This is a genomic window from Vibrio sp. A1-1 (genome assembly GCF_021728175.1).
Taxonomy (GTDB): Bacteria; Pseudomonadota; Gammaproteobacteria; order Enterobacterales; family Vibrionaceae; genus Vibrio; species Vibrio diabolicus.
Genome location: NZ_JAKKCL010000004.1, coordinates 95,618 through 122,361 on the forward strand (window position 1 = coordinate 95,618; position 26,744 = coordinate 122,361).

General features: G+C 43.8%; 24 protein-coding genes. 17 read left to right on the forward strand and 7 right to left on the reverse strand.

Features of this window, described 5'->3' with window-relative positions; translation table 11 throughout:
• Nucleotides 1–577 precede the first annotated feature (577 nt).
• From L3V30_RS08835 to L3V30_RS08845, 3 genes are read left to right on the forward strand one after another with little or no spacing between them, the layout of a single operon-like run.
• Entirely contained in the window at nucleotides 578–1,933 is a 1,356-nt protein-coding gene (locus tag L3V30_RS08835) for a diguanylate cyclase (RefSeq protein ID WP_237308744.1), read from the forward strand.
• Nucleotides 1,920–3,236 carry a glycosyltransferase gene (locus L3V30_RS08840; RefSeq protein WP_237308745.1) on the forward strand — a complete coding sequence of 439 codons (1,317 nt, stop codon included), beginning with the start codon at nucleotides 1,920–1,922 and terminating at the stop codon, nucleotides 3,234–3,236. Before L3V30_RS08835 ends, L3V30_RS08840 begins: the two co-directional genes overlap by 14 nt.
• Nucleotide 3,237: 1 nt before the next feature.
• Nucleotides 3,238–4,275 (forward strand): HlyD family efflux transporter periplasmic adaptor subunit, encoded by a 1,038-nt coding sequence (locus tag L3V30_RS08845; RefSeq protein ID WP_006741410.1) that lies wholly within the window; start codon nucleotides 3,238–3,240, stop codon nucleotides 4,273–4,275.
• A gap of 62 nt (nucleotides 4,276–4,337) precedes the next feature.
• On the opposite strand, the gene L3V30_RS08850 is transcribed toward L3V30_RS08845, so the two are convergent.
• Nucleotides 4,338–5,048, reverse strand: a complete 711-nt coding sequence (locus L3V30_RS08850; RefSeq protein WP_104970509.1) for a lipoate--protein ligase — start codon at nucleotides 5,046–5,048, stop codon at nucleotides 4,338–4,340.
• A gap of 195 nt (nucleotides 5,049–5,243) precedes the next feature.
• Here L3V30_RS08850 and L3V30_RS08855 point away from each other — a divergent pair, with 195 nt between their 5' ends.
• Nucleotides 5,244–5,573: a DUF4156 domain-containing protein gene (locus L3V30_RS08855; RefSeq protein ID WP_005392758.1), complete on the forward strand. Its 330-nt coding sequence runs from the start codon at nucleotides 5,244–5,246 to the stop codon at nucleotides 5,571–5,573.
• 103 nt (nucleotides 5,574–5,676) lie between these two features.
• Here the strand turns inward: L3V30_RS08855 and L3V30_RS08860 are convergent, their stop codons facing one another.
• Both L3V30_RS08860 and L3V30_RS08865 read right to left on the reverse strand, forming a co-directional pair.
• Complete coding sequence (locus tag L3V30_RS08860) at nucleotides 5,677–6,705, reverse strand: hypothetical protein (RefSeq protein ID WP_145534506.1); 1,029 nt, start codon at nucleotides 6,703–6,705, stop codon at nucleotides 5,677–5,679.
• A gap of 412 nt (nucleotides 6,706–7,117) precedes the next feature.
• Nucleotides 7,118–8,266, reverse strand: coding sequence for a PLP-dependent aminotransferase family protein (locus L3V30_RS08865; RefSeq protein WP_005392764.1), 1,149 nt, complete (start codon nucleotides 8,264–8,266; stop codon nucleotides 7,118–7,120).
• A 124-nt stretch (nucleotides 8,267–8,390) separates the two neighbouring features.
• Between L3V30_RS08865 and L3V30_RS08870 the strand changes: the two genes are divergently transcribed.
• Nucleotides 8,391–9,260 (forward strand): helix-turn-helix domain-containing protein, encoded by an 870-nt coding sequence (locus tag L3V30_RS08870; protein ID WP_237308746.1) that lies wholly within the window; start codon nucleotides 8,391–8,393, stop codon nucleotides 9,258–9,260.
• Nucleotides 9,261–9,374: 114 nt separating this feature from the next.
• Here L3V30_RS08870 and L3V30_RS08875 read toward each other — a convergent pair whose 3' ends face one another.
• Entirely contained in the window at nucleotides 9,375–10,412 is a 1,038-nt protein-coding gene (locus L3V30_RS08875) for a DUF4382 domain-containing protein (protein WP_225460909.1), read from the reverse strand.
• Between the two features lie 232 nt (nucleotides 10,413–10,644).
• Between L3V30_RS08875 and L3V30_RS08880 the strand changes: the two genes are divergently transcribed.
• The gene (locus tag L3V30_RS08880; protein ID WP_005392770.1) at nucleotides 10,645–10,884 is read left to right on the forward strand and encodes a YdcH family protein; all 240 of its coding nucleotides are present in this window, start codon (nucleotides 10,645–10,647) and stop codon (nucleotides 10,882–10,884) included.
• A 73-nt stretch (nucleotides 10,885–10,957) separates the two neighbouring features.
• On the opposite strand, the gene L3V30_RS08885 is transcribed toward L3V30_RS08880, so the two are convergent.
• Nucleotides 10,958–11,629, reverse strand: a complete 672-nt coding sequence (locus tag L3V30_RS08885) for a cupin domain-containing protein (RefSeq protein ID WP_237308747.1) — start codon at nucleotides 11,627–11,629, stop codon at nucleotides 10,958–10,960.
• Nucleotides 11,630–11,836: 207 nt separating this feature from the next.
• On the opposite strand from L3V30_RS08885, the gene L3V30_RS08890 reads away from it, so the two are divergent.
• The 6 genes from L3V30_RS08890 to L3V30_RS08915 all read left to right on the forward strand — a co-directional run bounded on the left by L3V30_RS08890 (nucleotide 11,837) and on the right by L3V30_RS08915 (nucleotide 18,576).
• Complete coding sequence (locus L3V30_RS08890; protein WP_237308748.1) at nucleotides 11,837–12,973, forward strand: hypothetical protein; 1,137 nt, start codon at nucleotides 11,837–11,839, stop codon at nucleotides 12,971–12,973.
• A complete protein-coding gene (locus L3V30_RS08895; protein ID WP_237308749.1) occupies nucleotides 12,963–13,889 on the forward strand; it encodes a zinc ABC transporter substrate-binding protein in 927 nt (308 codons plus the stop codon). Before L3V30_RS08890 ends, L3V30_RS08895 begins: the two co-directional genes overlap by 11 nt.
• Nucleotides 13,890–13,892: 3 nt before the next feature.
• On the forward strand, nucleotides 13,893–14,687 hold the full coding sequence (locus L3V30_RS08900; protein WP_237308750.1) for a metal ABC transporter permease: 795 nt from the start codon (nucleotides 13,893–13,895) through the stop codon (nucleotides 14,685–14,687).
• 300 nt (nucleotides 14,688–14,987) lie between these two features.
• Nucleotides 14,988–15,707 (forward strand): beta-ketoacyl-ACP reductase, encoded by a 720-nt coding sequence (locus L3V30_RS08905; RefSeq protein ID WP_005392780.1) that lies wholly within the window; start codon nucleotides 14,988–14,990, stop codon nucleotides 15,705–15,707.
• Nucleotides 15,708–16,019: 312 nt separating this feature from the next.
• Entirely contained in the window at nucleotides 16,020–16,751 is a 732-nt protein-coding gene (locus L3V30_RS08910) for a hypothetical protein (RefSeq protein WP_012842374.1), read from the forward strand.
• 451 nt (nucleotides 16,752–17,202) lie between these two features.
• Entirely contained in the window at nucleotides 17,203–18,576 is a 1,374-nt protein-coding gene (locus L3V30_RS08915) for a carbohydrate porin (RefSeq protein WP_237308751.1), read from the forward strand.
• A gap of 63 nt (nucleotides 18,577–18,639) precedes the next feature.
• Here the strand turns inward: L3V30_RS08915 and L3V30_RS08920 are convergent, their stop codons facing one another.
• Nucleotides 18,640–19,626 carry a LacI family DNA-binding transcriptional regulator gene (locus L3V30_RS08920; RefSeq protein ID WP_182033256.1) on the reverse strand — a complete coding sequence of 329 codons (987 nt, stop codon included), beginning with the start codon at nucleotides 19,624–19,626 and terminating at the stop codon, nucleotides 18,640–18,642.
• 235 nt (nucleotides 19,627–19,861) lie between these two features.
• Between L3V30_RS08920 and L3V30_RS08925 the strand changes: the two genes are divergently transcribed.
• From L3V30_RS08925 to L3V30_RS08935, 3 genes are all read left to right on the forward strand, one after another.
• Complete coding sequence (locus tag L3V30_RS08925; RefSeq protein ID WP_006741425.1) at nucleotides 19,862–21,301, forward strand: sucrose-specific PTS transporter subunit IIBC; 1,440 nt, start codon at nucleotides 19,862–19,864, stop codon at nucleotides 21,299–21,301.
• Between the two features lie 165 nt (nucleotides 21,302–21,466).
• Nucleotides 21,467–22,390, forward strand: coding sequence for an aminoimidazole riboside kinase (locus tag L3V30_RS08930; RefSeq protein WP_237308752.1), 924 nt, complete (start codon nucleotides 21,467–21,469; stop codon nucleotides 22,388–22,390).
• Nucleotides 22,391–22,421: 31 nt separating this feature from the next.
• Nucleotides 22,422–23,876: a sucrose-6-phosphate hydrolase gene (locus L3V30_RS08935; RefSeq protein ID WP_237308753.1), complete on the forward strand. Its 1,455-nt coding sequence runs from the start codon at nucleotides 22,422–22,424 to the stop codon at nucleotides 23,874–23,876.
• A gap of 78 nt (nucleotides 23,877–23,954) precedes the next feature.
• Here L3V30_RS08935 and L3V30_RS08940 read toward each other — a convergent pair whose 3' ends face one another.
• Entirely contained in the window at nucleotides 23,955–24,488 is a 534-nt protein-coding gene (locus tag L3V30_RS08940) for a dihydrofolate reductase family protein (RefSeq protein WP_237308754.1), read from the reverse strand.
• A gap of 99 nt (nucleotides 24,489–24,587) precedes the next feature.
• On the opposite strand from L3V30_RS08940, the gene L3V30_RS08945 reads away from it, so the two are divergent.
• Nucleotides 24,588–25,154 carry a TetR family transcriptional regulator gene (locus L3V30_RS08945; protein WP_237308755.1) on the forward strand — a complete coding sequence of 189 codons (567 nt, stop codon included), beginning with the start codon at nucleotides 24,588–24,590 and terminating at the stop codon, nucleotides 25,152–25,154.
• Between the two features lie 214 nt (nucleotides 25,155–25,368).
• On the forward strand, nucleotides 25,369–26,226 hold the full coding sequence (yghU, locus tag L3V30_RS08950; RefSeq protein ID WP_074190461.1) for a glutathione-dependent disulfide-bond oxidoreductase: 858 nt from the start codon (nucleotides 25,369–25,371) through the stop codon (nucleotides 26,224–26,226).
• The last annotated feature ends 518 nt before the right edge of the window (nucleotides 26,227–26,744 follow it).

The window sequence follows — 26,744 nt, forward strand, 5'->3', positions numbered from 1 at the left end:
TTTTGAACAAAAAAGAGCATAGAAAAGTGACGTAGATTCATTCTGTAGTTTGAATGTGTTACGTGTTCTTTCGGAAAAAACAGCGAGACAAATGGTGATTATTAATCACTCAAACGGCTTAAAAATTCTTGTTTGATAAATAATCAGAATGATTGAATGTTATTCAGTGTTTTGCCACTCAATTTTAATGGAAATTAGTTAGTAAAGTATTACCAAGTCTCAGATTTGATACGTGTCGGTATGGTTAAATGCTGAGCAGAAAGGAATCGATTGATATAAAACAATGAGCTTGATATGAATGCAAGGATCTCATTCTGCATCAAATCGCACTATTATCCCAGCTTGCTAACAAAAGGTTGTACTATGCGCTTTGCTATTCGATTTCTCTACTCACGGCCTCCTTCACACTTTATTCAGAGATCTTTCTGCTTTTACTGCCTGAGTTAAAGCTCTCTAAATATTTGTTCTATTGTTGTATTTAACGGTGGCAAGGCTTGTCTACCTAGAGTGCTTTGTTACTGCAAGTTCTATATTTCTGATGTTATGAATTAATTTTGTGGTTGTGAGAACTAATAAAATGTCGTCAATAAATAACAATTTCTACTGGGTTGGTGAACAGCCTGTCAGTGAGTTAGCTGAAGATATGGTTTTGGTTAATCATATTGATGAGGTGGCAACGGGACTCGGTGGCATGGTGTGTATTGCTTATCAAGATCCACACCAAATAGATACCGCGCTGAAAGCGTTTTATCAGGAGAAAGGGCGTTGGTCTTGGGCGGTTTATGTCACTGTGGAAACCCCTTATTCTCGATGCGTTACCGACGGTGTCTTTGAAGCTAGAGAATCAATAAAAATTTGGCGATCTATTCAAAATAAGCTCGATGCCATTGATGAACCGGAAGTGTTAGACCCTTTGATTGGTTGGCTTGGGGTCAATCGTCAGCGAAGAGTGACTGCTTTAAAAAGCTTAGAGTCTATGTCGGTTTATTCGTACCCAATCATCGACATGTTCTTTCCTGATATTTATTCGACTTATCGATACGTGCTCTCAGAGCAAGGTCGCGGAGTATTAGAAGCGGAAGTACTGATCGACAGAATTCGTGTTTGTTCTCAATGTAATAGCGGGCACTTGAATTATGTAGAGGTGTGCCCGGATTGCAGCAGCATCGATATCGACTCTCAAAGCTCTTTGCACTGCTTCACTTGTGGCCATGTTGGTGAACAACACAGCTTTCAGCGCCGTGGAAAGCTCGAGTGCCCCAAATGTTTGACCCAGCTGCGCCATATCGGCGTTGATTATGATCGCCCGCTTGAAAACCACGTTTGTAATAGTTGCTCCAGTTTATTTGTTGAAGCTACGACGATCAGTCAATGTTTAAGTTGTGACTCAAAGATCAAAGTCGAAGAGCTTGTTGTCCGGAAAATTTACCAATATCGACTTGGTGAAGTGGGTGAATACATTTTCCAACACGGTAAGTCCATTCAAGCTCCTGAACTCTCGATCAAAGGCAAAGTGGAAGTCAGCTTTTTCCAAAATTTGCTTGCATGGTTAAATAAAGTCGCGCTGAGACACAAAGAACAGCACCTTCTACTTGGACTGCATTTACCGACGATCGATGAATACGGTAAGCAATATGGCGATGCAAAATTGTTCTCATTGATGGATCAACTGACGCGTCGTCTTAGCGGCTTGTTTAGAGATACCGATATCTGTTGTCAGTACAAACAGGATGTGTTGCTTGTCCTAATGCCAAATACGACCAACGCGAGCCTGTCCATTTTACAGCAAAAATTATCGGATCTGGGTGAGCTTGTTGAAGACGAAGAGTTTGAGTTGGATGTCTTTGCTTGGGACCTGCCCGATCCGATCATCGAAGACGGTGTTTCTGTTTGGATGGAATCGCTGATGGGTGAGATTTATGCTGCAAGATAGTCTCGTTCTGCTCGACTATCTTCGAGGTATGCTACTTCACAACGAAGAGTTATGGCTATTGCTGTTTCCCGTCATGATCATTATCGAGCTACCTCTATATTTGCTGGTGCTAACAGGGATATTTCGTTGGTCATATGCGCAAGAAGATCCAGAATTAAAACAGTTCCCTTCAGTGAGTTTCGTTATTACTTGTTATGGTGAAGGTGATGCGATTGGGATCACTATCGATACGTTAGTTGAGCAAGTTTACCCAGGTCATATTGAAGTACTTGCTGTGGTTGATGGGGCGGTACAAAACCAAGATACCTATCAAGCCGCGTTAAATGGTGAGAAAAGGCATGCAGGCGTTCGTAATCGTAAAGTGCGCGTGTTGCCAAAATGGCAACGAGGAGGTCGGGTTTCAACACTGAATGCCGGCTTATCAATGGCTAGTGGTGAAATCGTCATTAACGTGGATGGAGATACGTCATTCGATAACGACATGGTCTTCACCATGATGAAACAGTTTGCGGATAAAAATGTGATTGCGAGCGGTGGTGCGTTAAGAGTTCGTAACCATAACGCCAACTTGTTGACCAAAATGCAATCCTTGGAGTACATGCTGTCGATGCAAGCCGGTAAAACGGGGATGGCGACATGGGGTGTTCTCAATAACATTTCTGGCGCATTCGGAGCGTTTCGGAAGAACCTGCTTAAGCAAGTGGGGGGCTGGGATACGCATACTGCAGAAGATCTCGACTTAACCATGCGCTTGAAGCAATACAAACGTCGTTACCCTGATAATAAATTGGCCTTTTCGACGCACTCCATCGGCCATACTGATGTACCAGATACGTTGAAAGGTTTGGTATTGCAGCGGTTGCGTTGGGATGGCGATTTATTGTTTTTGTTTTTGCGTAAACACAATGAAGGGTTGTCTCCACGGTTACTTGGTTGGGGAAACTTCTTATTCACTTTGGCTTATGGCGTGATTCAAAACGTTTTATTGCCGCTGCTTGTGGTGATATTTAGCGTGTACATGGTGATTGTCTATCCACTTAAATTTGTATTGGCGTTGATGCTAATGCTCTATTTTGTCTACCTCTTTTTATCTGCTCTGATTTTTGTTGTCTACATTGGGCTTGTATCAGAGAGAAAAAAAGAGGATTTGAAGTCAGCGAAATGGTTATTTCTTTACCCTGTCTACCAGTTTTTCATGCGTTTGATTACCGCTTTCTCAATGGTTAATGAGGTTGTGAGGAGAAGTCATGAAGAGTCGAGTGTGGCACCTTGGTGGGTATTGAAGCGAGGTAAAAAGTTTTAGTATGAAAGTTAACTTTCACTTAGATAAGAAAAACAAACCGCAGTCTGAGAACGGGATGAAAGTCGTCTACGGACAGGCAAAGCGTGGCGGTTATCGTCTCCGTTGGTACTTGATTTTAGCGATTGTAATCAGTCCGCTTTTGTTTATGGCTTATTACTTGTTTAGAACGCAAGTGTTAGTGACGGCGCCTGCCATTATCACGTCACATCCACTTACGGTGACGGCAACTCGCTCTGCCATTGTTGGGCCAGTGCCTGTGAATGTCGGTACGGAAGTGACTCAGGATCAAGCGCTGCTGTTGTTAAAAGATAATGCGTTGAACAAAGAGATTGATTTCATTAAAGATGAGCTGGTGAAACTGTCTAAAAATCAGGTGCAAAGTACTGATGAGCTATACAAAAGTGCTATTGAAAGCTCAGCCGAAGGCTTGAAGAAGGTTCGTGATATTCAGAAAAAATACGACCTTTACAGAAAGAAAGGGCAAGTGTCTGAGGTGGATTACGCGGCTATTGTGAGTGTGAATAACTCACTGAGTAATCAGTTAAGCAGTCAGAAAATTGCTTATGTGGATGCGATGCGTAACTTGGAAGAGTTAGAGTTGGCTGGTCCAGTGACACAAGAGTATCGTTCTTTAATGCGTGAGCTGGTAGTAAAGCGTGCTCAACAAGAAGATCTCACCTTCCGTTCTCCTATGGACGGCCGTGTACTCGATATTCATGTGCATGAGGGGCAAAATGTATCGGAAAATACGCCATTGCTCACGATTGCTCGCAACGTGACACCTGAAATTACGGCTTTTCTAAATCCTAAATACCTCGAATACAGTAATATGGAAACCAAAGCAAAAGTAGTATTTCCTGATGGTCGAAAGTTTAGAGCGACGGTATCGAAGCCAGTTGAGGTTGTGAACAAATTGCCTTCAGAACTTCAAAGCCCATTTGAAGGGCAGCCAGCCTATTTAAAAGTCACACTGAGCTTTGATGAGCCGTTGGAAAAAAGTCGATGGATTGAAGGGGTCGAAGTGGAAGTTCGCTTTTAACGTTGGTTGATTGAGTAGGAAAGGAGCGAAAAGCTCCTTTTATTTTGGTTGTTAACGCGCCTTTAGTGGCCTTTAGCATGCATTAAAAACGCGCTAGTCAGTTGCTGAAAGAGTGAATCTATCGAGGGGCGGTCGGATATATGATTGAAGAGCGGTGTGTGGACATCACCACGAATATCATCGTTGTGACCGCACAGTTGATTACACAATTTTACCGGTGCGACAATCTTTTCAACGTCGGCATCAATCAGAATGCATGCTTGTGATAACACCACTTGTCCACCGCCTTTTTTCAATAAAACGCGCTGCGCGGTTCCCACAACTTTTTGACCACCAATATTGAGGTTGTACTCGCCGTCACAGTACGAATAAGGCGTAGCATGGACATCTACTTTCACGCCCAGTTGCTCAAAGAAAACTGTCAAAATCGCACACAAATCGAGATACGCTTTCTTGATGTCGTAAGGCTCACCGTCTGGCCAGTGATAGATGTGGGATAGATTAATAATACCCGGTACTTGAGGGACGGGGGCACCACCAGTTTTACGGGAAAAGAGTTTCCAGCCAGACGCATTTAACGCATGTTCTAACTCGTTAGAAATAGGCCACTTTTTACCTGCGGGAAGCACGAGCGTCGGGCTTTTTACTTGCCAAAGTAATAGCACTTGCGAGAGTTGGTTGGACTGAACTTGTTTAATGAGCTCATCTTCTTTTTCAAATGCATCAGCGACTTCCGTAGCCGTATAGCGAATTAGCTTATTTTTAGAAACCAAACTCTATCCCTCATCCGTATATTATCGCTACTGTTTTATCTTAGATGCCATGTGATTACTAGCGGTATACGCTGCCTTTAGAGTTTTCTTCGCTTCCATTATTTCTATTTAAAGGGGCGATAGAAATATTTTGTTGGTCATCACATAAGCAATTCATAAAATCCGCCATCTAAATAATTTTTAGGCGATATGACTATGAAAAAGCGAGTGATGTGTCTTGCGTTAGCGGCATCATTGACGGGATGTGTGACGTTCCCGACCCAAGAATCTGAGCAAGTCCAAGTGCTTTGGGATAACGTGAATGCGATTGAAAACTGCGAGCTAATGGGAACGGTAATTGGCTCGGAAGGGCACTTTTATGATTATTGGCTGCACGCAGATAAAGACATGGTCTGGGGTACGTTAAACCAAATGCGCATCAAAGCGGCAGATTTAGGCGCAGATACATTGTATTTATATGAGCCGTTGGACTTCTCCACATCGGTTACCATGTTTGCTAATGCTTATAAGTGCAAACAGCCATAATTTTACTTTTCCGAAAGCAAAGACAGGCGAAATGTGCCTGTCTTTGAGCTTGCTGCCAAACAACAAGTTTACGTCTGTGCGCGTTGTGATGAGCGCTTTTCCGTTAATTTACGTTCGCTGTAGCCACGGCCGTCGTGTCAGAAAACGACAGCGTGAAGTCTTGTTCGGTATTTAATACTTTGGCTGGGAACTCTAAGCTTAACTGCGTATGTGGCGCGACTTCTGAAGCAATGCTAGTAACGAATTTTCGGGTTTCACCCGGAGAGATTGACAAGTTGTTTCCCCCTCGTGATGAGAGCTCTGCGATTCCCATGGTTTCAAGCGTATTACCCGCAGTATCTGCTAAGTTCAACAAAGACTCCGATTTATACACTAGCTCTCCGCTTTCGGTGCGATAGGCATTAAACGTGTTGAAGTTTGGCTGTAATGAACCTTGTGAACCGACGTTAGTGACGGAAAACGTCACATTAGAGCCATCAAAATTCTCGACTTTCACCAACACGTTACCGTCTTGGTAACGTGCTGCTGCGGCAGCACTGGCTTGCTGTTTCTGTCTCTGTTGTTCTTTCTCGATGTTGCTTAACTGTTCCTGCTCGCTAGCAATTCTATTTTCTGCCATGGCGTAAGATTGATCTACCATTGCTAACAAAGCGGGGATTGAATACAACGTGAGACCTTCCAAATGGTCAAAGTCGATTTTGGCATGCTGAGTAAGTTCGTGGTTCGAGAACTGGCAGTAACCATCAATCAAGCTAACAAATGCGACTTCAAAAGTACCTTGTAATCGACTCACTTCCTGTGCGGCTTTTTCTAAATCTGAGCGTACTTTTCTGATCTCTTCCAATGTCTTTTGTGGCAAACGTCCATTGGGTGACACATCGTTGGAAACCGAGACCAGTGCTTCGGTCACAAATGGATTGTTTTCGGCTGGAATCACTGTGGTGATGCGGTTGGATTTAGTGATGTCTTCGCCCAGTAAAACCATCATTTTTTGCGATACGGCAGTTGTGTTGCCCGCTAAAACATCACTACAGTTTGGAGACGTATTCGCATACGCGGCGAATGCGGTAAAAAGTGAAAAGATAACGGACCAGCCAGTGGTGACGAGTCCTGTCGTGGTTCGAGTGTTCATCCTGATAACCCCTCTGTCATTTGGTGCGATTCACTGACGTAATTGCCAATCAAAAGACTGGCTCGCGACATTCAGAATGGTTCTGGTCAATCCTTCGTAGTGGGTATGCCCGCAGATGCTTTCTAGTCGTTTACTCAATCGCTAAGCCACGACTGAGTAAAGTGTCTGAAATTGAGAACATTAATGCTGCGAAGTTGATGTCTTTTGTTTGAAAGATAGACGTAACTTTTCTAACCATCAAATACGTGATTAGGTTCTCATTTTTATATGAGTGAGAGGATCAAGAGAAAACAGGCACTTACTGTAGAGAGTTGATTTGAGAGAAAAATATAAAATTTTTTGGGGAACTTTTTTGATGCTGCCTTTGAGACTTTTTCGAATCTCAAAGGCAAATTCTAACGCATGCGCTTAATTACAAAGCGTTGAGTACATCCGCAAGTCGAGTGACAGCAGTCGTCAGTTCTTCTGGTGTGGCATTGGTAAAGTTAAGACGCAGAGCGGCTTTTACCTTTGAACCTTCCGGATAAAATACCGGGCTAGGCACCACAGCAACCCAGTTTGCGAGAAGAGTCTTCGCAAGTTCGAAGGTGTCACATTCTGGAATTTCTACCCAGACAAACATACCACCATCGACAGGTTTGAGTACGCAACTTTCCGGCAGCTGTTTTTGCAGCTCAGTAAACATGACATCGTAACGCGATTTGTAAAGCGCACAGATGGTTGAAATGTGCGTTTCGAAGTTGTCATGTTGCAGTAGACCATGCAGCAAAGCTTGCATTGGAATACTAGAGTGCAGATCGGCACCTTGTTTGATTTTGATGAGTGGCTCAAGGTAACTGCGTTTGCCCGTTACCACACCAATACGCAAGCCTGGTGAGGCGATTTTGGAGAATGAACGCAATACGATGGAGTGCTGCGGGCAGAACTCCGAAACCAGCGGCAGTGCTTCACCAGAAAAACGCAGCTCGCGGTATGGTGCGTCTTCAATGAATGCAACGTCGTATTGGATACAAAGCTCGGCAACTTTTTGGCGAGTCTCTAGCGCCCAGCATACGCCCGTTGGGTTGTGAAAATCGGGCACGGCGTAGAACATTTTTGGTTGCTGCGTGGCAAAGCATTGCTCGAGTTCTTCAAGGTTTGGGCCGCACTCGGTTTGCGAAACGGTCACGATGTTGGCTTGCACTAAACCGAATACTTGCATAGCACCAAGGTAGCTTGGTGCTTCCATCACCACTTTATCGCCCGGATTCACGTACGCACGCGCAATCAAATCTAGCCCTTGCTGAGAACCCGTTGTGATCATCGCCAAATGAGATTCTGGTAGCTGATAATAATCGGTCAAAAAGTTAAGTAGCGGTGCGTAGCCTGCTGTTGCGCCGTATTGAAACACCTCTGGCATGTTCGCGAGGTTTTCGAGCGTCGGTTTCATTAAGTCGATCGGGAAGGTTTTTTCGTCCGGTAAGCCACCCGCAAGAGAAATGACGTTCTTATCGCTCGCTGCTGCGAGGATCTCTCGAATGTAGGATGACTTAGTTTGTTGTAATGACTGTGCGATTTCCATGTGCTGTGCTTCTCGTAATTGTCTTTTTTATGTCAGAAATAGTATAGGTAAATTGCCAAGCTTGGTGTGTCCATTTATGCTGTTAAACGTGTCCATTTATGCTATTTAAGCAAAAGTTTACTCCGTGAGCCATCAACAAGTTTCCAGAATCAATGACGTGCTGTTTTACATTCATCAGGACATTAGCAGAGATTTATCAGCTAAAGAGCTAGCAGATGTAGCAGCCTATTCTGAGCAACACTTCCATCGTATTTTTAAAGATGTGGTAGGGGAGTCTGTCCATCAATATATCCGCCGCACAAGAATGGAATACGCCGCCAATCAACTGATGTTTGATACCAGCTCGTCGGTGTTAGACATTGCTAACAAGTGCGGTTTTAGCTCGGTATCTTCTTTTAGCCGAGCGTTTAAAGCGACGTTCGCTATGTCACCTGGTGCGTGGCGAAAGCATGATTTACAAGTCGCAGAAAAACCGTATTTGAAGGATCCGGAAGTGGCTGCGGGTTATCATCGTGTTGCTAAACGCGAGTTGCCAGAACCTAAAATTATGGAGGTTCCACAACGCTTTGCGGCGTATGTTCGACATGAGGGCTATAACCGTTCCATTCGCAATGCGTGGCTGATTTTGAAAGCGTGGGCAAGTTCTGAGAATCGGGACTTTTCGGTTCAATACGGCTTGCATCACTCCAACCCTGCTTGGGTAGAACTCGACAAGTGTCGCTATGTGGCTTGTATGGAGATTGATACGCCGCTCAAAGTGCGTGGCGTCGTGAATCAAATGACCATCCCAGGCGGTTTACATGCCGTCTTTCGCTTAACGGGAGTATATGGTGAGCTTCTTCCTCAACTGAGTATGGTATTAGAGAAGTGGTTGCCTAACTCTGGCTTTAAACAGCGTTCTACGCCCGCTTATGTCCATTATCATAAAAATCACTTTCTCAGCCATGATGAGGCGTTTGAGCTGGATTTCTATCTACCCATTAGCTTCTTCTAAGGATGAAAACGAACGTATTATCGTGTGAGTCGATTTGTGGTGAGCAAAGAGCTGACCAAGAACGCCATGAAGAAAAGGCAGAGCTTGTGCTGACTCTGCCATTTCTAGGGGATCTTAAAAGTTTGCGTCTGTATTAGTACCAACGGATACGTTAAGTCCGCTAGTTGATTGATAAATGCTGAAAGTTTCGCCAGCGACAATACCTTCTTCAGAATCGTCATTTGCCGTACAGGTATAACCGACCGAGTAAGTACCAGGTTCTACAAAACCGAATTCGTACTCGTAATTTGCATCATCAACATCTTGAACCACGTTCGCTGCTGCGATTGGCATTGCTTGGCCTTCTGCGCCGGCAAATGGCCCCATGTTTTCTTCAGCGATATTTCCTTGATATAAGTAGACCGCGTGCGCATATCCGTTTGCACTTGGGGTATCCGTTTCGCAGCTTTGATAGGTCAATGTTGCGACATCACCCTGAATCTCCCCCGTTGTAACCGTGTTAATTAAAGTGACGGAGGTGCGTTGAATGCTGTAGCCTTCATTTTGGCCTGTTCCGTCTTTTAAGCCACGGCGCAGATCAAATTCAACTACGAACTCATTACTGTCAGGGTTGACTGCAAAGGTGTTGTTAAAGAACAGTACCCCAGAATCAGGATCCTTTCCGACACCTTGTGGGCAAGCCCCATCACCTTTGACGGTTAGTGGGATTTGATTTCCTGTCGCTTCGTCAATCACATACGATGGGTAGTTTGGATGATCGCCATCATTAGCAAACACGCAGAGTTTATAATTACCAGTTGGTATCAGTTCATCATCCACCAATTCCTGCGCGTCACTGCCTTGGAAGTTGAGTAAGTTAACACTTAGTGGGAGTGGATCTTCACCTTCGGGAAGGGGGTTACCATCTTCGTCGACCAAATTGCCTTCTTCGTCTGTTTTATACACATCGAATACTTGTGGTGTGCCACCATCCAGAGGAAGAAATGCAACTTTGTTATATGTGATCACCAGTTCTGATACGTCATCAATAGGGGCATCTGATACGGACAAAGTAACAGGAGTCATTGTACTGACAGAGTCACTGTCTGAATTACAGCCAATAAGTGCAACGGCTATTGATGCACTGATTAGGCCAATTTTCATGCTGTTCATTAGATGTACCTTTTTATGAGAAGTGTATTAAATGTAGCCGATTATTGACAAAGTACAGAATAACAACGAGCGGAGTTACCGGACCGAAAACAGCGACGAACCATCATTAAGAAGTTCAGTAAAAGTGTGCTCAAATCGACGATATTGTGCTCAATGAAGTGCTATGGTTAAGAATGTGTCGCTCAAAAAATGAGCGGAGATATACATCAATAACTCTAGCCAAGAGGTCTCTATGTTAGGTGAAAATCACTCATTAACTCATGAATTCCCAGAACATTTGGATACCATTACTCAGCTTGCCGAAAACGATGCATCATTTGCTGAAACCGTTAAAAACTACAATGCTTTAGATAAGGAAATCCGCGTACTAGAACTGCAAGGAAGCCCGATTGATGATCACGAAATGAACGTGTTAAAACATAATCGAGCTGAGCTCAAAGATTGGCTCCACTCGAGAATTATGGGCTCTTAGCGACGCAATGATCATCGGCTCGTAATCTACGAGCCGATTTTAGTTTCGAGGGACGATGCCAAGTATTCCAACATTAGGATTGCTGAGCAGGAGCTTGGAGTGGCAGGTGGCCTGTTTTTACCCAAATGATCGTTTCTTGCTCTACAAAAGGAAAGTGCTCACTCATATGTGGACTGCGTATCCAAGAGTAGGGAGGATAGGTTCCTAGCTCGTCTTTAAACTCTCCCGATAACACAAAAATTTCTTCACCACCAAAGTGACGGTGTGGTTGAAACTTCTCGTCTTTCGACCATTTAACCAATGCGACATGTTCATGCTCAAAATCATGCAATGGCATGACTTTCAGCCCACCAATGCCAGGTAACCAATTCGCTTCGTTCGTGTTGATGCGAACTGTTTCAAGATCATCAGACTTGAATTGATTTAGTTTAACTAAAATCACACAGCCTTCTTTGCTATAGGGCGCATGTTGACTTCCAGGAGGGTTACGCAAGTAGGTTCCAGCAGGGTAGTCACCATGTTCGTCAGAGAACACTCCTTCGAGCACTAATATTTCTTCTCCGTGAGGATGAGGATGAGTCGAAAAGTGCGAGTTTGGCTCATACTTCACTACGCTGGTGGTGTGCCCTGATTCTTTGGCTTCTCTTTCCAAAGGTTTACGCCACACGCCTTTGGAAGGGCTGGCGATCCACTCCTGTTCACCTGTTTCTATCACGATTCTTTTCGAGAAATCCATATTCAACATACTGAAATTCCGTTACTTATCTAATGATTGACTCTCAATAGTATACGTATAAAAAACATCAATTGATTCACTTGTTGATAGTCGAAATCAGGGATTGAATACGAACTAGCAGTCGGAACCGAGTTAAATTTCTGCTTGTGTAATGATAATTGTTATATTATAACATCGAAAAATTAAATGTTATAACATAACAAAAGGAAAGAAGTAGTGAATAAGAAATTGGTTTCTCTCGCGATCGGTAGCATTTTTGCGTCCCCTGTTTTTGCCGATACATTATCGAATCCACAGATTGGTGTTGTTGTTGATGGCTACTACCAAGATGGTCAACGTCATAATTCTGAGCGCGAAGAAGGCTTTGGCCTAGGCCATACGGAATTGAACTTATCATCAAATATTGACGACAAGTTTCACGGTGCGTTGACCGCTGTTCTTGAAAGTCATGGCGATGAGACAGAATTAGAGCTTGAAGAAGCATTCATCGAAACTTTGGCATTGCCTTACGGTGTAAACGTGCGCGCAGGCCGATTCCTATCTGACTTCGGTTACCTCAACAATCAACACATGCACACTGACAGTTTCGTTGAACGCCCAATTGCTTACCGTACTTTCCTTGGTTCGCATTACTATGATGACGGTGTACGCGCAAACATCGTTCTGCCAACCGATCTTTACGTGAAGTTTGGTGTAGAAGCATTAAGCGGCAACAAGATGTCTTCTGTTGAAGATGGCTCTAAAGTTGGTGTTTACACGACAACGATGAAGCTTGGTAATGATTTCTCTGAATCTTCAAGTTGGCAGTTTGGTTTAAGTTACCTGCGTAACGAAAATGGCAAAGTTAAAGAATTCGAAGATCACGACCATGGTCACGAAGAAGAACATGACCACAGCCACGCTGCGGCTGTAATGGGTGCGAACCTATACGGCGCAGATTTTGTGTGGAAGTGGGCACCAGATGGTAACTACAAGTACAGCAACTTCACGCTATCTGCGGAATACATGTTGTTAGACGGTGTAGTAGACAGCAAATACAAGAACGATGCAGAGTCACCAGACAACCTAAGCGCATACTATGTTTCGGGCGTTTACCGCTTTAACCCAAGTTGGTCTGCAGGCCTACGCTACGGCGAAGCAGAAAGCTATGATGGCCACGCACACGGCGATCATATGCATTTCACAGCACTGAATGATAAAGAGATGGATGTGATGATCGCATGGGATTCTTCTCATTTCGGTACGATCCGTGCGCAATACACTCGCATTGATAACCAAGACAGCGAAACAGACAACGTGTTTACTCTGCAATACGTGATGACATTTGGAGCGCACGGTGCACATGCGTTCTAAACTTGCGATAAGTAAATGCAGTTTAGTGATGATGGCGGCGGGAGCTGCCATCATCTCTTCGCCTGCTTTGGCTCTCAACATTTTCGTTTGTGAGCCTGAATGGAAAGCTTTTCTTGAAAGCCATGCCCCAAACGCCACCATTTACTCAGCAACCACGGCTAAGCAAGATCCGCATTATGTTCAAGCTCGTCCGTCTTTAATTGCCAAGATGCGCCAAGCTGACATGGCGATGTGCTCTGGCGCTGAGTTGGAGGTAGGTTGGTTGCCGATGCTTCAAAATCGAAGTGGCAATAGTGCCGTTCAAAATGGTGCTCAAAGCATGATTTATGCGACCGATTTCGTGCGTATGTTGGACTCTCATGAGCATGTTGACCGCAGCATGGGGGACATTCATGCGCACGGAAACCCACATGTTCAATTTGCGGCAAATGACATGATTCCATTATCTCGTAAAGTAACTGAGCGCTTAAAAGCGATTGATCCCGACAACGCGCAAAGTTACCAAGTGAATGGTATGAAGTTTCGCGCGCAGTGGCAAAAAAAGCTCAATGAATGGGAACAAAAAGCTCAACCATTACAGGGGAAACGGGTCGTTGGATATCACTCCACCTACCGATACCTATTTGATTGGTTAGGTATGGTTCAAGTCGCGGATCTTGAACCGAAACCGGGGATATCGCCAACGACGTCGCATCTGCAATCACTTACCAAGTTAGATGCCGACAGTTTTGATGCGATTGTTTACTCCTCTCATCAGGATCAGCGTCCAGCGAAATGGTTGCAGGAGCATACTGACAAACCTGTGATTCAACTGCCATTGACCGTTTCTGAGGGTGAAAGCTTGGATGAGATGTACGATCAGGTCATTGATGATTTACTGGATGTGTTAGTGCCACCCGTTCCAGTGAAGATCTAAGTCATGGCAGATTATGCATGGCTTTTACCTGCGGTTTTGTGTGGCTTAATTGCGTTAGTTGGCAACATCGTTCTGGGGCAACAAGTTCTTAATCGTCAGATCATCTTTATAGATTTGGCGGTGGCGCAAGTCGCGGCATTGGGGGCAGCACTAAGCCACTACTGGTTGAGCCAATACGCGCTGTTCTCAGGCTCATTCTTTGGTGAAATGATTGGCCCTTGGGTTATGTCTTTGATGCTTTGCGGTTTGATTGCCTTAATGGAGAAACGATACCAGCAAGATTTAGAGCCCATGATTGGCAGCTTGTTTGTGGTGTCTGCATCGCTGGCGATCCTGCTGGTGAGCAAAGACCCACACGGCGGAGACTTTATTCAAGGCATTCTTAATGGGCAACTGTTATGGGCGACTTGGGCAGACGTTTGGCCTTTGGCACTCATTACCGCTGCGATGTTGCTATTGGTTTGGTTAAAACCTGCGTTTATGCGCGGTAGTGGTTTTTATCTTATCTTTGCTATCCTGATGCCCATTACGGTCAAGTTAACCGGCATTTATTTAGAATTTGCTTTGTTGGTGATTCCAGCTTTATGTGCGGCAGCATTGAAGGGAACTCGATTCTTTGTCGCCAGTATCAGCATCGGTATTGTTGGGATTTTATCGGGTATTGCCGCATCGGCTCGCTACGACTTACCAAGTGGTGCGAGTATTGTGATCACCCTGTTTATTATTGGAATGTTGTTTAATCTTTTGCTTCAACCTTTTCTGGTGAAAATAACAAAACCAGCTTTTGTAAGAGATTAAGAGACAAGTAATATTGGTCTGATGAAGTAGTATTTGAGTCATCAGATCAATACTTTTCTATCCAAGTCCTCCAATCGTGTAACTTTGCTCCTTCCAACACACTTTCTTAAGTTGATCTTGCCATAGTCATCAAGTTGCCTTGATTAGTTCACATCCGACTCCCAGACTGTTTCTATAGTTTTTATAAGATATAAAAGACCCTGCGTATGAGAAGCGCAGCTGTAGCGCGACTAGGCATAAAAACAAAAAACGCTAGGGATACAAGCGAATTTGTACTCTCAACATTTAAGGAAGACCAAGATGAAAGACGAAAAAGTCGCCGTCGTTACAGGGGCTGCTCGCGGTATAGGGCAGGCCATTTGCGAACAATTACTCGAAGATGGATTCCACGTCGTGGGGCTAGATATCTCGCCTGTGGAGTGGAGTCAGTCGCCAAACCTTTCAAGTTATCAAGTTAATCTCTGTGAGGCCGCAGCGGTAAGTGAAGTGGTCGACCGCATCGTCGCGAAACATCAACGCATTGATGTTCTGGTCAACAACGCCGGGATAACGAGAGATGCACTGCTGCCAGACATGTTAGAGCAAGACTGGGACAGCGTTATCGACGTGAACCTAAAGGCGGTGTTTTTACTCACCCAGCGCGTTGCACCTGTCATGCTAGAGCAAGGCGCAGGCAGTATTGTCAGTATTTCGTCTATCGTGGGAACGGATGGCAATATTGGTCAAAGTAATTATGGCGCGAGTAAAGGTGGCGTGATAGCGATGAGCAAAGGCTGGGCGAAAGAGTTCGCAAGAAAAGGCGCTCAAATCCGAGTCAACTGTGTTGCTCCAGGTTTTATCGCTACCGACATGACAAAGAGCTTGCCTGAAAAAGTCATTCAAATGATGGAAAGTAAAACGCCTCTGGGACGCATGGGCTCGGCGCAAGACATTGCCAATGGCGTTGCGTTTCTAGCGTCTGATAAAAGTGCGTTTATAACCGGACAAGTGCTCAAGATTGATGGTGGGTTGGTGTTATAGCTCGCTAATCAAAATCTCAAATAACAAACGCCCTTTACTTATGTGAAGGGCGTTTTTGTTGGGTAACGCTATTCGGGCTTTTGACACGTTCACTTTATTCGTTTCGCACTGCCGGATTTGTATGATTAAGTATAGAGTTAGAACACGTAATTCATTCTGGCATCGTTCTCTGTTATTAACCTAGCAATGTAGCTAATCAAAAATATTAACTTCGAAATAGAATAACTATTGAGGTATTAAAGTATGATTTTATTGCCCATGATATTGTTTTAAATGATAATGCCACTAAATAATTAACTTTGAATACTCACTATGTACTTAAAAACTGTACTGTTTAGCGCGTCAACTCTTCTTATTTTGGGCTGTAACTCCGAATCAACTAACCCATCTACTGAAGAAAGCGGATGGATAGTTGTAAGCTCTCACTCCGAGCCAAGAAAACATCAGGTAATTTACGAAAAACATAGCAGGAAAGGTCTAAGTCTTGCCACTAACGTTCCGGATCTTGACCTGCCTTTAACTTACCAACTGGCGAACCAAATTATTGAGGTCAAAGAAGAGCTTACATTTGGTGAAAATATTGATGGGAACCGCCTAACTTGGAAAGCTATTGGCAATTCTAAACTTAGAGAAAACCAAGTCCACTACGGAGTTAATAAAGATTACTCAGCTTCTAATGAAGGTATTGCTATCGGCTATGTTAACTTTGAGTCGAGGTTTGAGGCTGAAGGAAAGCTTGGAATCGAAAAGTTATTCATTGCGATGTATGACGATGTCAAGAGTGTCAAATTTTACTCTGGATGGGATAGTTCTAAAATATCTTGTTACCAAAATACGTTTGATGAAGACTTAGCTTGTTACGGTGAAATTTTAATTAACGACGATATAGTTCATGTTTTTGATAAATATCTGCCGTATGAATATGTAAACATGGTTTACGACACCGTTATGTCCAAAGGTCGAGAAGAGATAATTGAGGCAGATTTTCAACATCAAATTAAATACTTACTAGTCGCCAAAGAGAATAACGTTGAGATGCATTAGCTTGATTACTTTTTGGTAATGAGTGGCTTTTCGCAACCGATGTGACCATGAGCAAGATTATTGGATTTTACAAAACTCATTTATGTTCAAAAAATGAGTTTTGTAGATATTAAAATGCATGGAGCCAACGTCTCTGCCACAATGCCACCTGTTAATAAGGCTGAATTTCAATGCCTGTTTCTCATTACCATTCAAATGTGCGCTGGTTAATGATTTTTCTGTAAGTAACACAATTGAACGTGATAGAAGTAACAAAATCGCTTCCTTGCGGTAACGTTCCCGAAAATTTTATATATTATCGCCTTCATTGATACAAGTGGTAGAGACGCTCTGTATCTGAGCGCTCTGAAATTCAGGCTTTAGATAGACATTTAAAGTCACCATAAGTTTGCAATTTTGCTTGGGAACGTTTGCAACTGATCTAAGTATAAATTTACGTGAGACTATGGAAATGAAACTACACACTTTGACGATGGCAGTAGCGCTTGGGCTGGTTACAGCACCTGCATTCGCAACAACAGATGTTGACGCTCTTGAAAAGCGAATTAATGAATTAGAACAGAGACTTGAACAGACAGAAAAAGTATCAACAGAAGCAAATGAGAAAGCCTCAAGCTTTGAGTTTCATGGCTACGCTCGTTCCGGGCTGCTCATTAATGATGATCTGAATGGTGCAGTGGGTACTGGTCCTTACATGACGGCAGCTGGTGCTATTGGCGCGCCAATTGGACGATTAGGGGTTGAGGATGATCATTATGTGGAAGCAAACCTTATTCACAAACGCTTTGCAGATGATGGTTCCAGCGCATTGTTCCGAATCATGTTGGCAGATAGTACGGAAACCAATAACGAATGGACAGCGAGTGAGAGTCAATTAAACGTTCGTCAGGTATATGCTGAGCTAAACAAGTTGAGCATGTTCTCTGAATCAAGTGCGTTTGCTGACGCAACGTTTTGGGCAGGTAAACGATTTGACCGTGATAACTTTGATATTCACTTCTTTGACTCGGATATCGTTTTCTTATCTGGTACTGGTGCAGGCGTGTATGACGTCCAAATGAACGATTCATGGAAAGCAAACTTCTCGATCTATGGTCGTGATTTTGGTGAGATTGATAGCTCGTCAACTGATGTTGAAAACTATATCGCGACAATGAACAACCGCTTTGGTAATTGGCAATTGATGCTGAGCGGCATGACGTCAGCTGATAACAATGATCGCGCAGAAGGCGCAGCGGAAAAAGGTTTACATGCGATGTTTGCTTACCATGGCGATAACTTCTTTGGCATGAGTGAAGGCTTCTCTAAAACTGGTATTTTGATGGGTGATGGACTGGGTGCAGAACTTAAAGGCATTGGTTCAAACGGTGATTTGCTAGAAGACGCAAAAGCCGTACGCTTGTTCAGTTATGGTGTAACACGCATCGGCGACAACTGGCGTGTAGCACCTGCGTTGCTAGCAGAACACAGCCAAGATCGCTTTGCTAAAAATGATGAATTTACGTGGGCATCGTTCAACATCCGCTTAGCGCAAGAGTTTACGCAGAACTTTGAGATGGTTTATGAAGGCTCATACCAATACATGGACCTAGACAATGCGATTGATAAAGCAAGTGGCAGTTTTTACAAAGCGACAATTGCACCAACGCTTAAGATGTCTACCGCTGCAGGTTTCTTTGACCGTCCGGAGCTACGTTTTGCAGTTAGCTACGTTGATTGGAGCGAAGACTTGAATGGTTACTCGATTAGCCAGGATGCGGGCGCTGCAACGATGGGTGATGGTGGTGAAGTTCTGTTTGCACTGCAAATGGAAACTTGGTTCTAAAGGGATCTAACCGACAAAGAGTAATAAGAAAAGCGCCAACTGATTTCAGTTGGCGCTTTTTCATTAACAGGACTGACGCTCAATTGTTTTGAAGGTTAGTACCATCTTACTCATTTCAAAACTTCTGTTGGCAATTCTATCTAGTAACAGTTTCGCACCATTTTCACCTGCTTTATCAAATGCATAGTTAAATGTTGATAAGGTTGGGGTGCACACTGATGCGAGCTCATCATCACCAACTCCTAGCACTAAAACGTCTTTTCCCGGTGTTAACCCGAGCTCTTGAATCGCTCTCATCGCACCAATAGCAATACGGTCTGTCGCACAGAACAAGCCATCTAGCTTACGGTTCTCTGTTAAGTGTTGTTTTGCCAATGAATAGCCAGAGTCGATGGTAAAGTCACCACGAGCATGGAAGGCGAGCTCAAAACCATGGTGTTGCAGCGCTTGAACAAATCCTTCAGAGCGTTGCTTATCTACCGCGATATCGTCACCTTGTACGCCAATAAAGCCCATGGTTTGGCAACCTTTTGCAACCAGTCTATTTCCCGCTTCAAACCCTACTCGTGCGTCATCATGAATGATGCTTGGAATATTAAACATGGAACCATCTTGACCGACGAGCACAACTGGGACCGCTGAGTTTTGAATTGCTTTTACCAGCTTGGAATCGAGGTGGGTCGCGTAAAGAATGATCCCTTCAACCCGTTTTTGGTTAAAGATCTGAATATATTCCAGTTCTTTTTCGTGGACTTGGTGAGTGCTAGCAAGTAAGACATGTTTCCCCGCTTTTTCAAGGACCTCGGTTAATCCATCGACGCCTTGGGATGTGGCATGAGAGGAAACCCGAGGAACAATGACACCAACCAGATTGGTCTTTTGAGATTTTAGATCTTTAGCGACTTGGTTTGGCACATAGCCACACTCAGCTACTGCTTGGCGGACTTTTTGTTTTGTCGCTTCTTTTACGCCATACTCATCGTTTATAACCCGTGACACTGTTGATTTTGATACGCCAGCCAGACGGGCGACATCATGCAGACTCGCCATTGTTCCTATCCATTCTGTTTTTCGTTTTTGGGATTGTTTGCAAAGAGAAGATGAAAGGCTCTTTGATAAGTAGCGATTCTAACCTCCTATACTGCTCTTAGGGAGAGAATTTGACGATCATTCTCACATTCTCTCTGCTTTATCTTTGATCATTTGGTTTTATTGAGCAAAAATCTGTTTTGCAAACGTTCCCGAAAATTTCGCAAGCTCAGATAATAATCCAATGGGGTATGAAATGAATTATCCGGCAGTAGCAAAAGAGTTATTAACTCTATTAGGTGGTAAAAGCAACATCACCGCACTTGCACATTGTGCGACACGCTTACGCCTTGCCGTTGCAGATGAGCAAAAAATAGATGAACAAGCGATTGATAACCTTGAAGGGGTAAAAGGGCAGTTCAAAGTTGCGGGTCAGTACCAAATCATTTTTGGATCAGGCATCGTAAACCAAGTTTATGCAGAAATGGCGAAGTTGACGGGTATGAGTGAAATGTCCACCAACGACGTTGCGTCTGCTGGCGCAGAGAAACAAAACATCGTTCAGCGCGCAGTGAAGGGGCTGTCTGATATTTTCGTCCCAATCATTCCAGCAATCGTCGCTGGCGGTTTGTTGATGGGTATTTACAACCTACTGACTGCCCAAGGCTTGTTTATTGATGGTAAATCCTTGATTGAGGCCAATCCAGGACTGACAGACTTGGCGAACATGATCAACACGTTTGCAAACGCGCCGTTTGTTTACCTGCCTATTCTGCTGGCATTTTCAGCCAGCAAGAAGTTTGGCGGCAACCCATATTTAGGGGCAGCGCTAGGTATGTTGATGGTTCACCCTGACTTGCTGAATGGTTGGGGATTCGGCGGCGCATCTGTGTCTGGCAACATTCCGGTTTGGAATATTCTTGGTTTTGAAATCCAAAAAGTGGGTTACCAAGGTTCAGTGTTACCGGTTTTGGTATCGGCATTCATTCTTGCGAAGGTTGAGCTAGGCTTACGTAAAGTCATACCTTCTGTTTTAGACAACCTTTTAACGCCATTACTGGCGATTTTCATAGCGGGTTTGCTGACGTTTACTGTCGTCGGTCCGTTCACGCGTGATATCGGTTTCCTATTGGGTGATGGTCTGAACTGGCTATACAACACAGCTGGCTTTGTTGGTGGTGCGGTATTTGGTCTTATCTATGCTCCGTTTGTTATTACCGGTATGCATCACAGCTTCATTGCGATTGAAACGCAACTTCTTGCGGATATTGCGACGACAGGCGGCACCTTTATCTTTCCTATTGCGGCGATGTCTAACGTTTCTCAAGGTGCTGCAGCGTTGGCGGTGGGCATAATGAGTAAAGATAAGAAGATGAAAGGTATTGCGATTCCATCGGGTGTCACGGGTTTGCTGGGTATTACAGAACCAGCCATGTTTGGTGTTAACTTAAAACTACGTTACCCATTTATCGCGGCAGTTTGCGCTGCGGCGTTATCAAGTGCGTTTATTACAATGTTTAATGTGAAAGCTCAGGCATTAGGGGCAGCTGGTCTTCCAGGTATCATTTCCATCACGCCAGATAAGATTGGTTACTACATCGCGGGTATGGTGATCGCGTTCTTGACCGCATTTGTTCTCACCATTGTTCTTGGTATGCGTGACCGCGCTAAAGTCGGTAAAAAAGCAGCGGCTTAATCTGAACTCCTTAAGGGTGGAGTCCCCCAAAATCCACTTCTTTTCCTAAATGTTTGGGGTGCTAGCTAAGCACTAATGGCTTGGCTAGCCTTTTTCAATTTTTACTTGGTAGTGAAGGTGTTCAACACGTTGGGCTATCAGGGCTTTAATTTTAAGGTAAGCAAGATGAATCAAGTGTGGGTAACTGGTGATGCTGTTGTCGATCTAATACCGGAATCTGAGACTTCTTTACTCAAATGTCCCGGAGGTGCACCAGCGAATGTCGCCGTAGCAATTGCTCGTCTATCTGGTAAGAGTGCGTTTTTTGGACGTGTGGGTGATGACCCATTTGGTCGCTTCATGCAATCAATACTCGATCAAGAGGGCGTTTGCACGGAGTTTCTCATTAAAGACCCTGAGCAAAGAACATCAACAGTGGTGGTGGATTTAGACGATCAAGGTGAACGCAGCTTTACGTTTATGGTAAAACCGAGCGCTGATCAGTTTATGTCTGTTGAAGACATCCCAAACTTTAAGCAAGGTGACTGGCTGCATGTTTGCTCGATTTCACTGGCAAATGAGCCAAGTCGAAGCAGCACATTTGAGGCGATCAAAAGAGCAAAAGCCGCTGGTGGTTTCATTAGCTTTGACCCTAACTTGCGTGATGAAGTGTGGCAAGATCAATCAGAAATCCAAGCTGTCGTGATGAAGGCTGTAGCGATGGCTGACGTGGTTAAGTTCTCTGAAGAAGAGCTTTTGTTCTTAACTGACTCAACATCGATGGCACAAGGTTTACAACAAATAGCCGCTTTGAATATTGCTTTGGTCTTGGTGACACAAGGTGCGAAAGGCGTTTGGCGAGTCTTTGAAAGCCAGAGTGAGCTGATCACTGGTCAAGTCGTTAGTCCGGTTGATACTACAGGGGCTGGTGATGCTTTTGTCGGAGGGCTACTGGCATGTCTGTCTCAACATGACGATTGGAAAAATCATCTTATTGTTAGCTCTGCGATTCAATGGGCAAATGGCTGTGGTGCATTAGCGACGACGCAAAAAGGCGCAATGACTGCGCTTCCGACCCAGACAGAATTGCTGCAATTTATTGGGCAATGATCTTCAGATCCAATTTCAGTTGAGAAAAATTATGAGCTTAAACAACCGTTGGACTGTAGAGCAAAGGTATCGCCGACTTGAGCAAATCCCTCAGTGTGATATCGAAGAAATGACACTTTCACGTCAGCAAGATAAAGGCTTTCCTAGTTTTCATATCGCCCCTAGATTTGGGCTGTTAAATGACCCAAATGGGTTGTGCTATTTCAATGGTGAGCACCACATCTTTTACCAGTGGACGCCAGTGGGACCAGTCCATGGAATGAAGTATTGGTATCACCTTTCTACTAAAGACTTCATCCATTTTACTGATCATGGTGTTGGTCTTCATCCCGACCAAGACTACGATTCACATGGCGTTTATTCGGGTGGCGCTTTGGTGGAAAACAACAAGGCTTTGCTTTTTTTTACTGGCAACAAGCGTGACCAAAACTGGAATCGAATCCCAACACAGTGTTTTGCCACCATGGACTCAGACGGCAACATTGAAAAGCATGGTGTGGTCATTGAGAACGAACATTACACGGAGCACTTTCGTGATCCAAAAGTTTGGAAGAAAGGCGACGACTATTTGATGGTGGTGGGTGCTCAAACTGAAACCGAGCATGGCTCAATGGCGCTCTATCAAAGCAAAGATTTGAAAACGTGGCAGCATAAAGGTCCTATCAAGACCAAGTTTTCTGACCTTGGGTACATGTGGGAGTGTCCTGATTTCTTTGAGATTAATGGTCAATCGGTGATGCTGTTTTCTCCACAGGGTGTGACCAGGAATGATCCTTATGATTTTAAAAACATCTATTCTGTCGCGTATATCGTGGGTGATCAGTTGAACCTAGAGTCGATGACTTTAGAAAACCACCAAGGTATTTTACAGCCAGATTATGGGTTTGATTTCTACGCCCCACAAACCTATTTAGATGAGAGTGGGCGTCGCATTCTTATTGCATGGATAGGGTTGCCAGAAATCGACACACCATCGGTCACACACCAGTGGGCAGGAATGTTGTCTCTTCCTAGAGAACTAACGTTGAAAGATGGTTTTCTTGTTCAAACTCCACTCCCTGAGCTGAAGAGTTTAAGAAAAGAAGAGGTGGTCTTTGCACAATCCCATACACTGGAAAGCACCAATTGTTTGATCCAATTAGACCTTGAGGGCGATGGCTTTGAACTTGAGCTAAGTAACCTCAAAGGTGACAACATCGTCTTTAGTGCGACAGAGCACGAGTTTATGTTGGACCGTCGTTACATGTCTCATTTGTACGCAGAAGAATTTGGTAGCATTCGAAAAGCACCAAGATTGGACGCTAAGCAGACGATTGATATATATATCGACAACTCTGTCATCGAGATTTTTATTAATGGTGGCAAACACACGATGACCAGTCGTTTCTTTATTGATGACCTCAACAAGGTAACGTTGAAAGGGTTGGAGCAAGCAAGGCTTTTCCCTTTGAAAGGCATCACTGGTTTGTTTGAATCAGCTAAGTAACGGTTTCGATTACAAAGATATTAAAACGCCCTTCATTGACTCAGTGAAGGGCGTTTTCTTTTAAACTATCTAGCCTAACTATTTTTCACGCACGTAAGTGGTTTGAACTAAGGTATCCAAAACAACTTCACTCTTGGTGACTTTGAAGTTCAATGGTTGTGCTAAATCCCCAAATAGTGGCGCGCCACCGCCAAGTAGGATAGGGAAACGCGTGATCATTATTTCATCAATAAGATCTTCTTTGAGGAAGTTCTGAATTGTCACCCCGCCATCGATGTAAAAGTCGTTAAAGCCTTTTGCATTCAGGTCAGTAAGCACACCTTTTAGCTCACCTTTTACTAAAAAGATTTTGTCTTCGTAGCCCTGTGGTACTTTTGTCATGGTATTGCTGAGTACGAACACAGGTTTGCTGTATGGCCAATCGCAATCAAAGCTCAGCACGACATCTAGGGTGTTGCGTCCCATTACCAAGCCATCAATACGCTCCATCAGTGAGAGGAAGCCAGTATCAATGTTGTCTGGATTTGGTACTGAATGTAGCCAGTCGAGTTTGCCCTGCTTATCTGCAATGTAACCGTCCAGACTGGTTGCAATAAATACGATATTTGCCATGAGTACCCCATCAAAATGGTGATGCTTGAGCCAAGCTAAAGTATGGTTTAAAATTAATTCTACAATGTAGAATAATTTTGAGTTTATAGGGAAGATCAAATGTCTGTCAACGAAAAGAAACGCGGGAGACCAGCCGCCAAGCTGTCGCAGTTAAGCGCAGAAAGCATTCTAGATTCGTCTAAGTGGTTGATGAAAAAGGATGGTAAGGTACCAAGCATTCGCTCGTTAGCGACGCAACTAAATGTGGATCCTATGGCGATCTATCACTACTTCAAAAACAAGAATGCATTGCTTGAAGCGTTAACCACATCGCTGGTGGAAGAAATTTATCAACCGAAAGTGAATGAAGATTGGCAAGGCGAACTCAAGAACTTGTGTGTTAGCTATATTGAACTGCTGCGTGAGTACAATGGGTTATTGCAAACCATGCTGAACATGACATCTCATGGCCCTGCCCAAGTGTTTACCGAGCGTTATCAAATCATTGTTCAACCTTTGGCGTTGTCTCCGCAAGTGGAGAGAGACAGTTTGGATCTATTGGCAGATTATCTACACGGGTTCGCGCTTTCGATCAGTTGTTGCCACGATACGAGCTTGATTAAGACGGAGATGATGGATGGACCGTTGAATCTTATCTGTTCTTCGTTATTGGCATCTCGAACCTAGTTCACATTACCGCGACGTTTTTCCTTATAGCGTGAAAGAAAATCCCATAACCAAAGGTTCTAATTAAGTGAAAGGTCAGGACTTTTATTTGAAGATTCCGGCCTAATATCTTGGGTATGCCCATTTATCGAATGCGGTGGGTTACTTCATCATGCTTGCTGGCGCACTGAGTTTGCCAGTTTGATAATGCATTCAAACACAATAAGGGATAACAATGGCTAACGAATATATTCCACCAAAAGTTTGGACAAACGATAACGAAAACGGTGGCCAGTGGGCGAGCATTAACCGCCCGGACTCAGGCGCTCGTCATGAGCAAGAATTGCCTGTTGGGGAACACCCATTCCAACTTTATTCCATGGGGACTCCAAACGGCCAGAAAGTAACGATCATGTTTGAAGAGCTTCTGGCGGCAGGCGTAAAAGAAGCAGAATATGATGCATACCTGATCAAGATTGGTGACGGCGACCAGTTTGGTTCTGGTTTTGTTGCTGTGAACCCGAACTCGAAAATTCCGGCACTGGTTGACCGTTCAGGTTCTGAGCCAGTGAACGTGTTTGAATCAGGTAACATCCTGTTCTACCTAGCAGAGAAGTTTGGTCACTTTCTACCAAAAGAAGGCGCTAAGCGTGCTGAGGTAATGAACTGGTTATTCTGGCTGCAAGGTTCTGCGCCATACCTAGGCGGTGGTTTTGGTCACTTCTACGCGTACGCACCAGAGAAGTTCGAGTACCCAATCAACCGTTTTACAATGGAAGCAAAACGTCAGTTAGATGTATTAGACAAGCGCCTCGCAAACAATGAATTCCTAGGTGGCGATGAGTACAGTATCGCTGATATCGCAACATGGCCATGGTACGGCAACCTTGTACTGGGTCGTGCTTACGATGCGGCTGAATTCTTAGATGTAGAAAGCTACAAAAACGTTGTGCGTTGGGCGAAAGCGATTGATGAGCGAGAAGCTGTCCAGCGTGGTCGTATTGTGAATCGCTCATGGGGAGAAGAGTGGGAGCAGTTACCTGAACGTCACAGCGCAGAAGATATTGATAAGGTATTGAAGCTTAAACCATAAGCAACCTTGGCTCAGTCACTTCAAGTAAGTTTGTTTTCATCCGAACTCATACTCCAAAACTGATCAAATCCATAGCGCATCTTACTAGATGCGCTACTTTTATTTGAATTGTAACCCCGTTGAAGATTATTCAATCTATAGATAGTTCTTTGCTTCTATTTGTCGTTTTCATATTCAACAAGCCCTCTGCATTTCTATTAACTATTAGCTGATGACATTCTAAAAATTTATACTTTAGATAACCTTAAATTTATAACTTAATTTTATATCTAATATAAATAAACTTAATGATAATTAATCTTTGACATAACCTTTTATTTTGTGTGGAATATGCAGGTTAATCTATTTAAATTAAAATTTAGAGATAAATAAAATTTAAATAATTTACTGAATTCTACATCTAGCTTTGAGCAATGTTTAATTACAACTGCTTATACCATGAAAGAGGATATGTATAATGTCGTCGTTTGATTCGTACTGGGTTGGGGTACGTGAAAGAATTGCTATACAAACTGAAG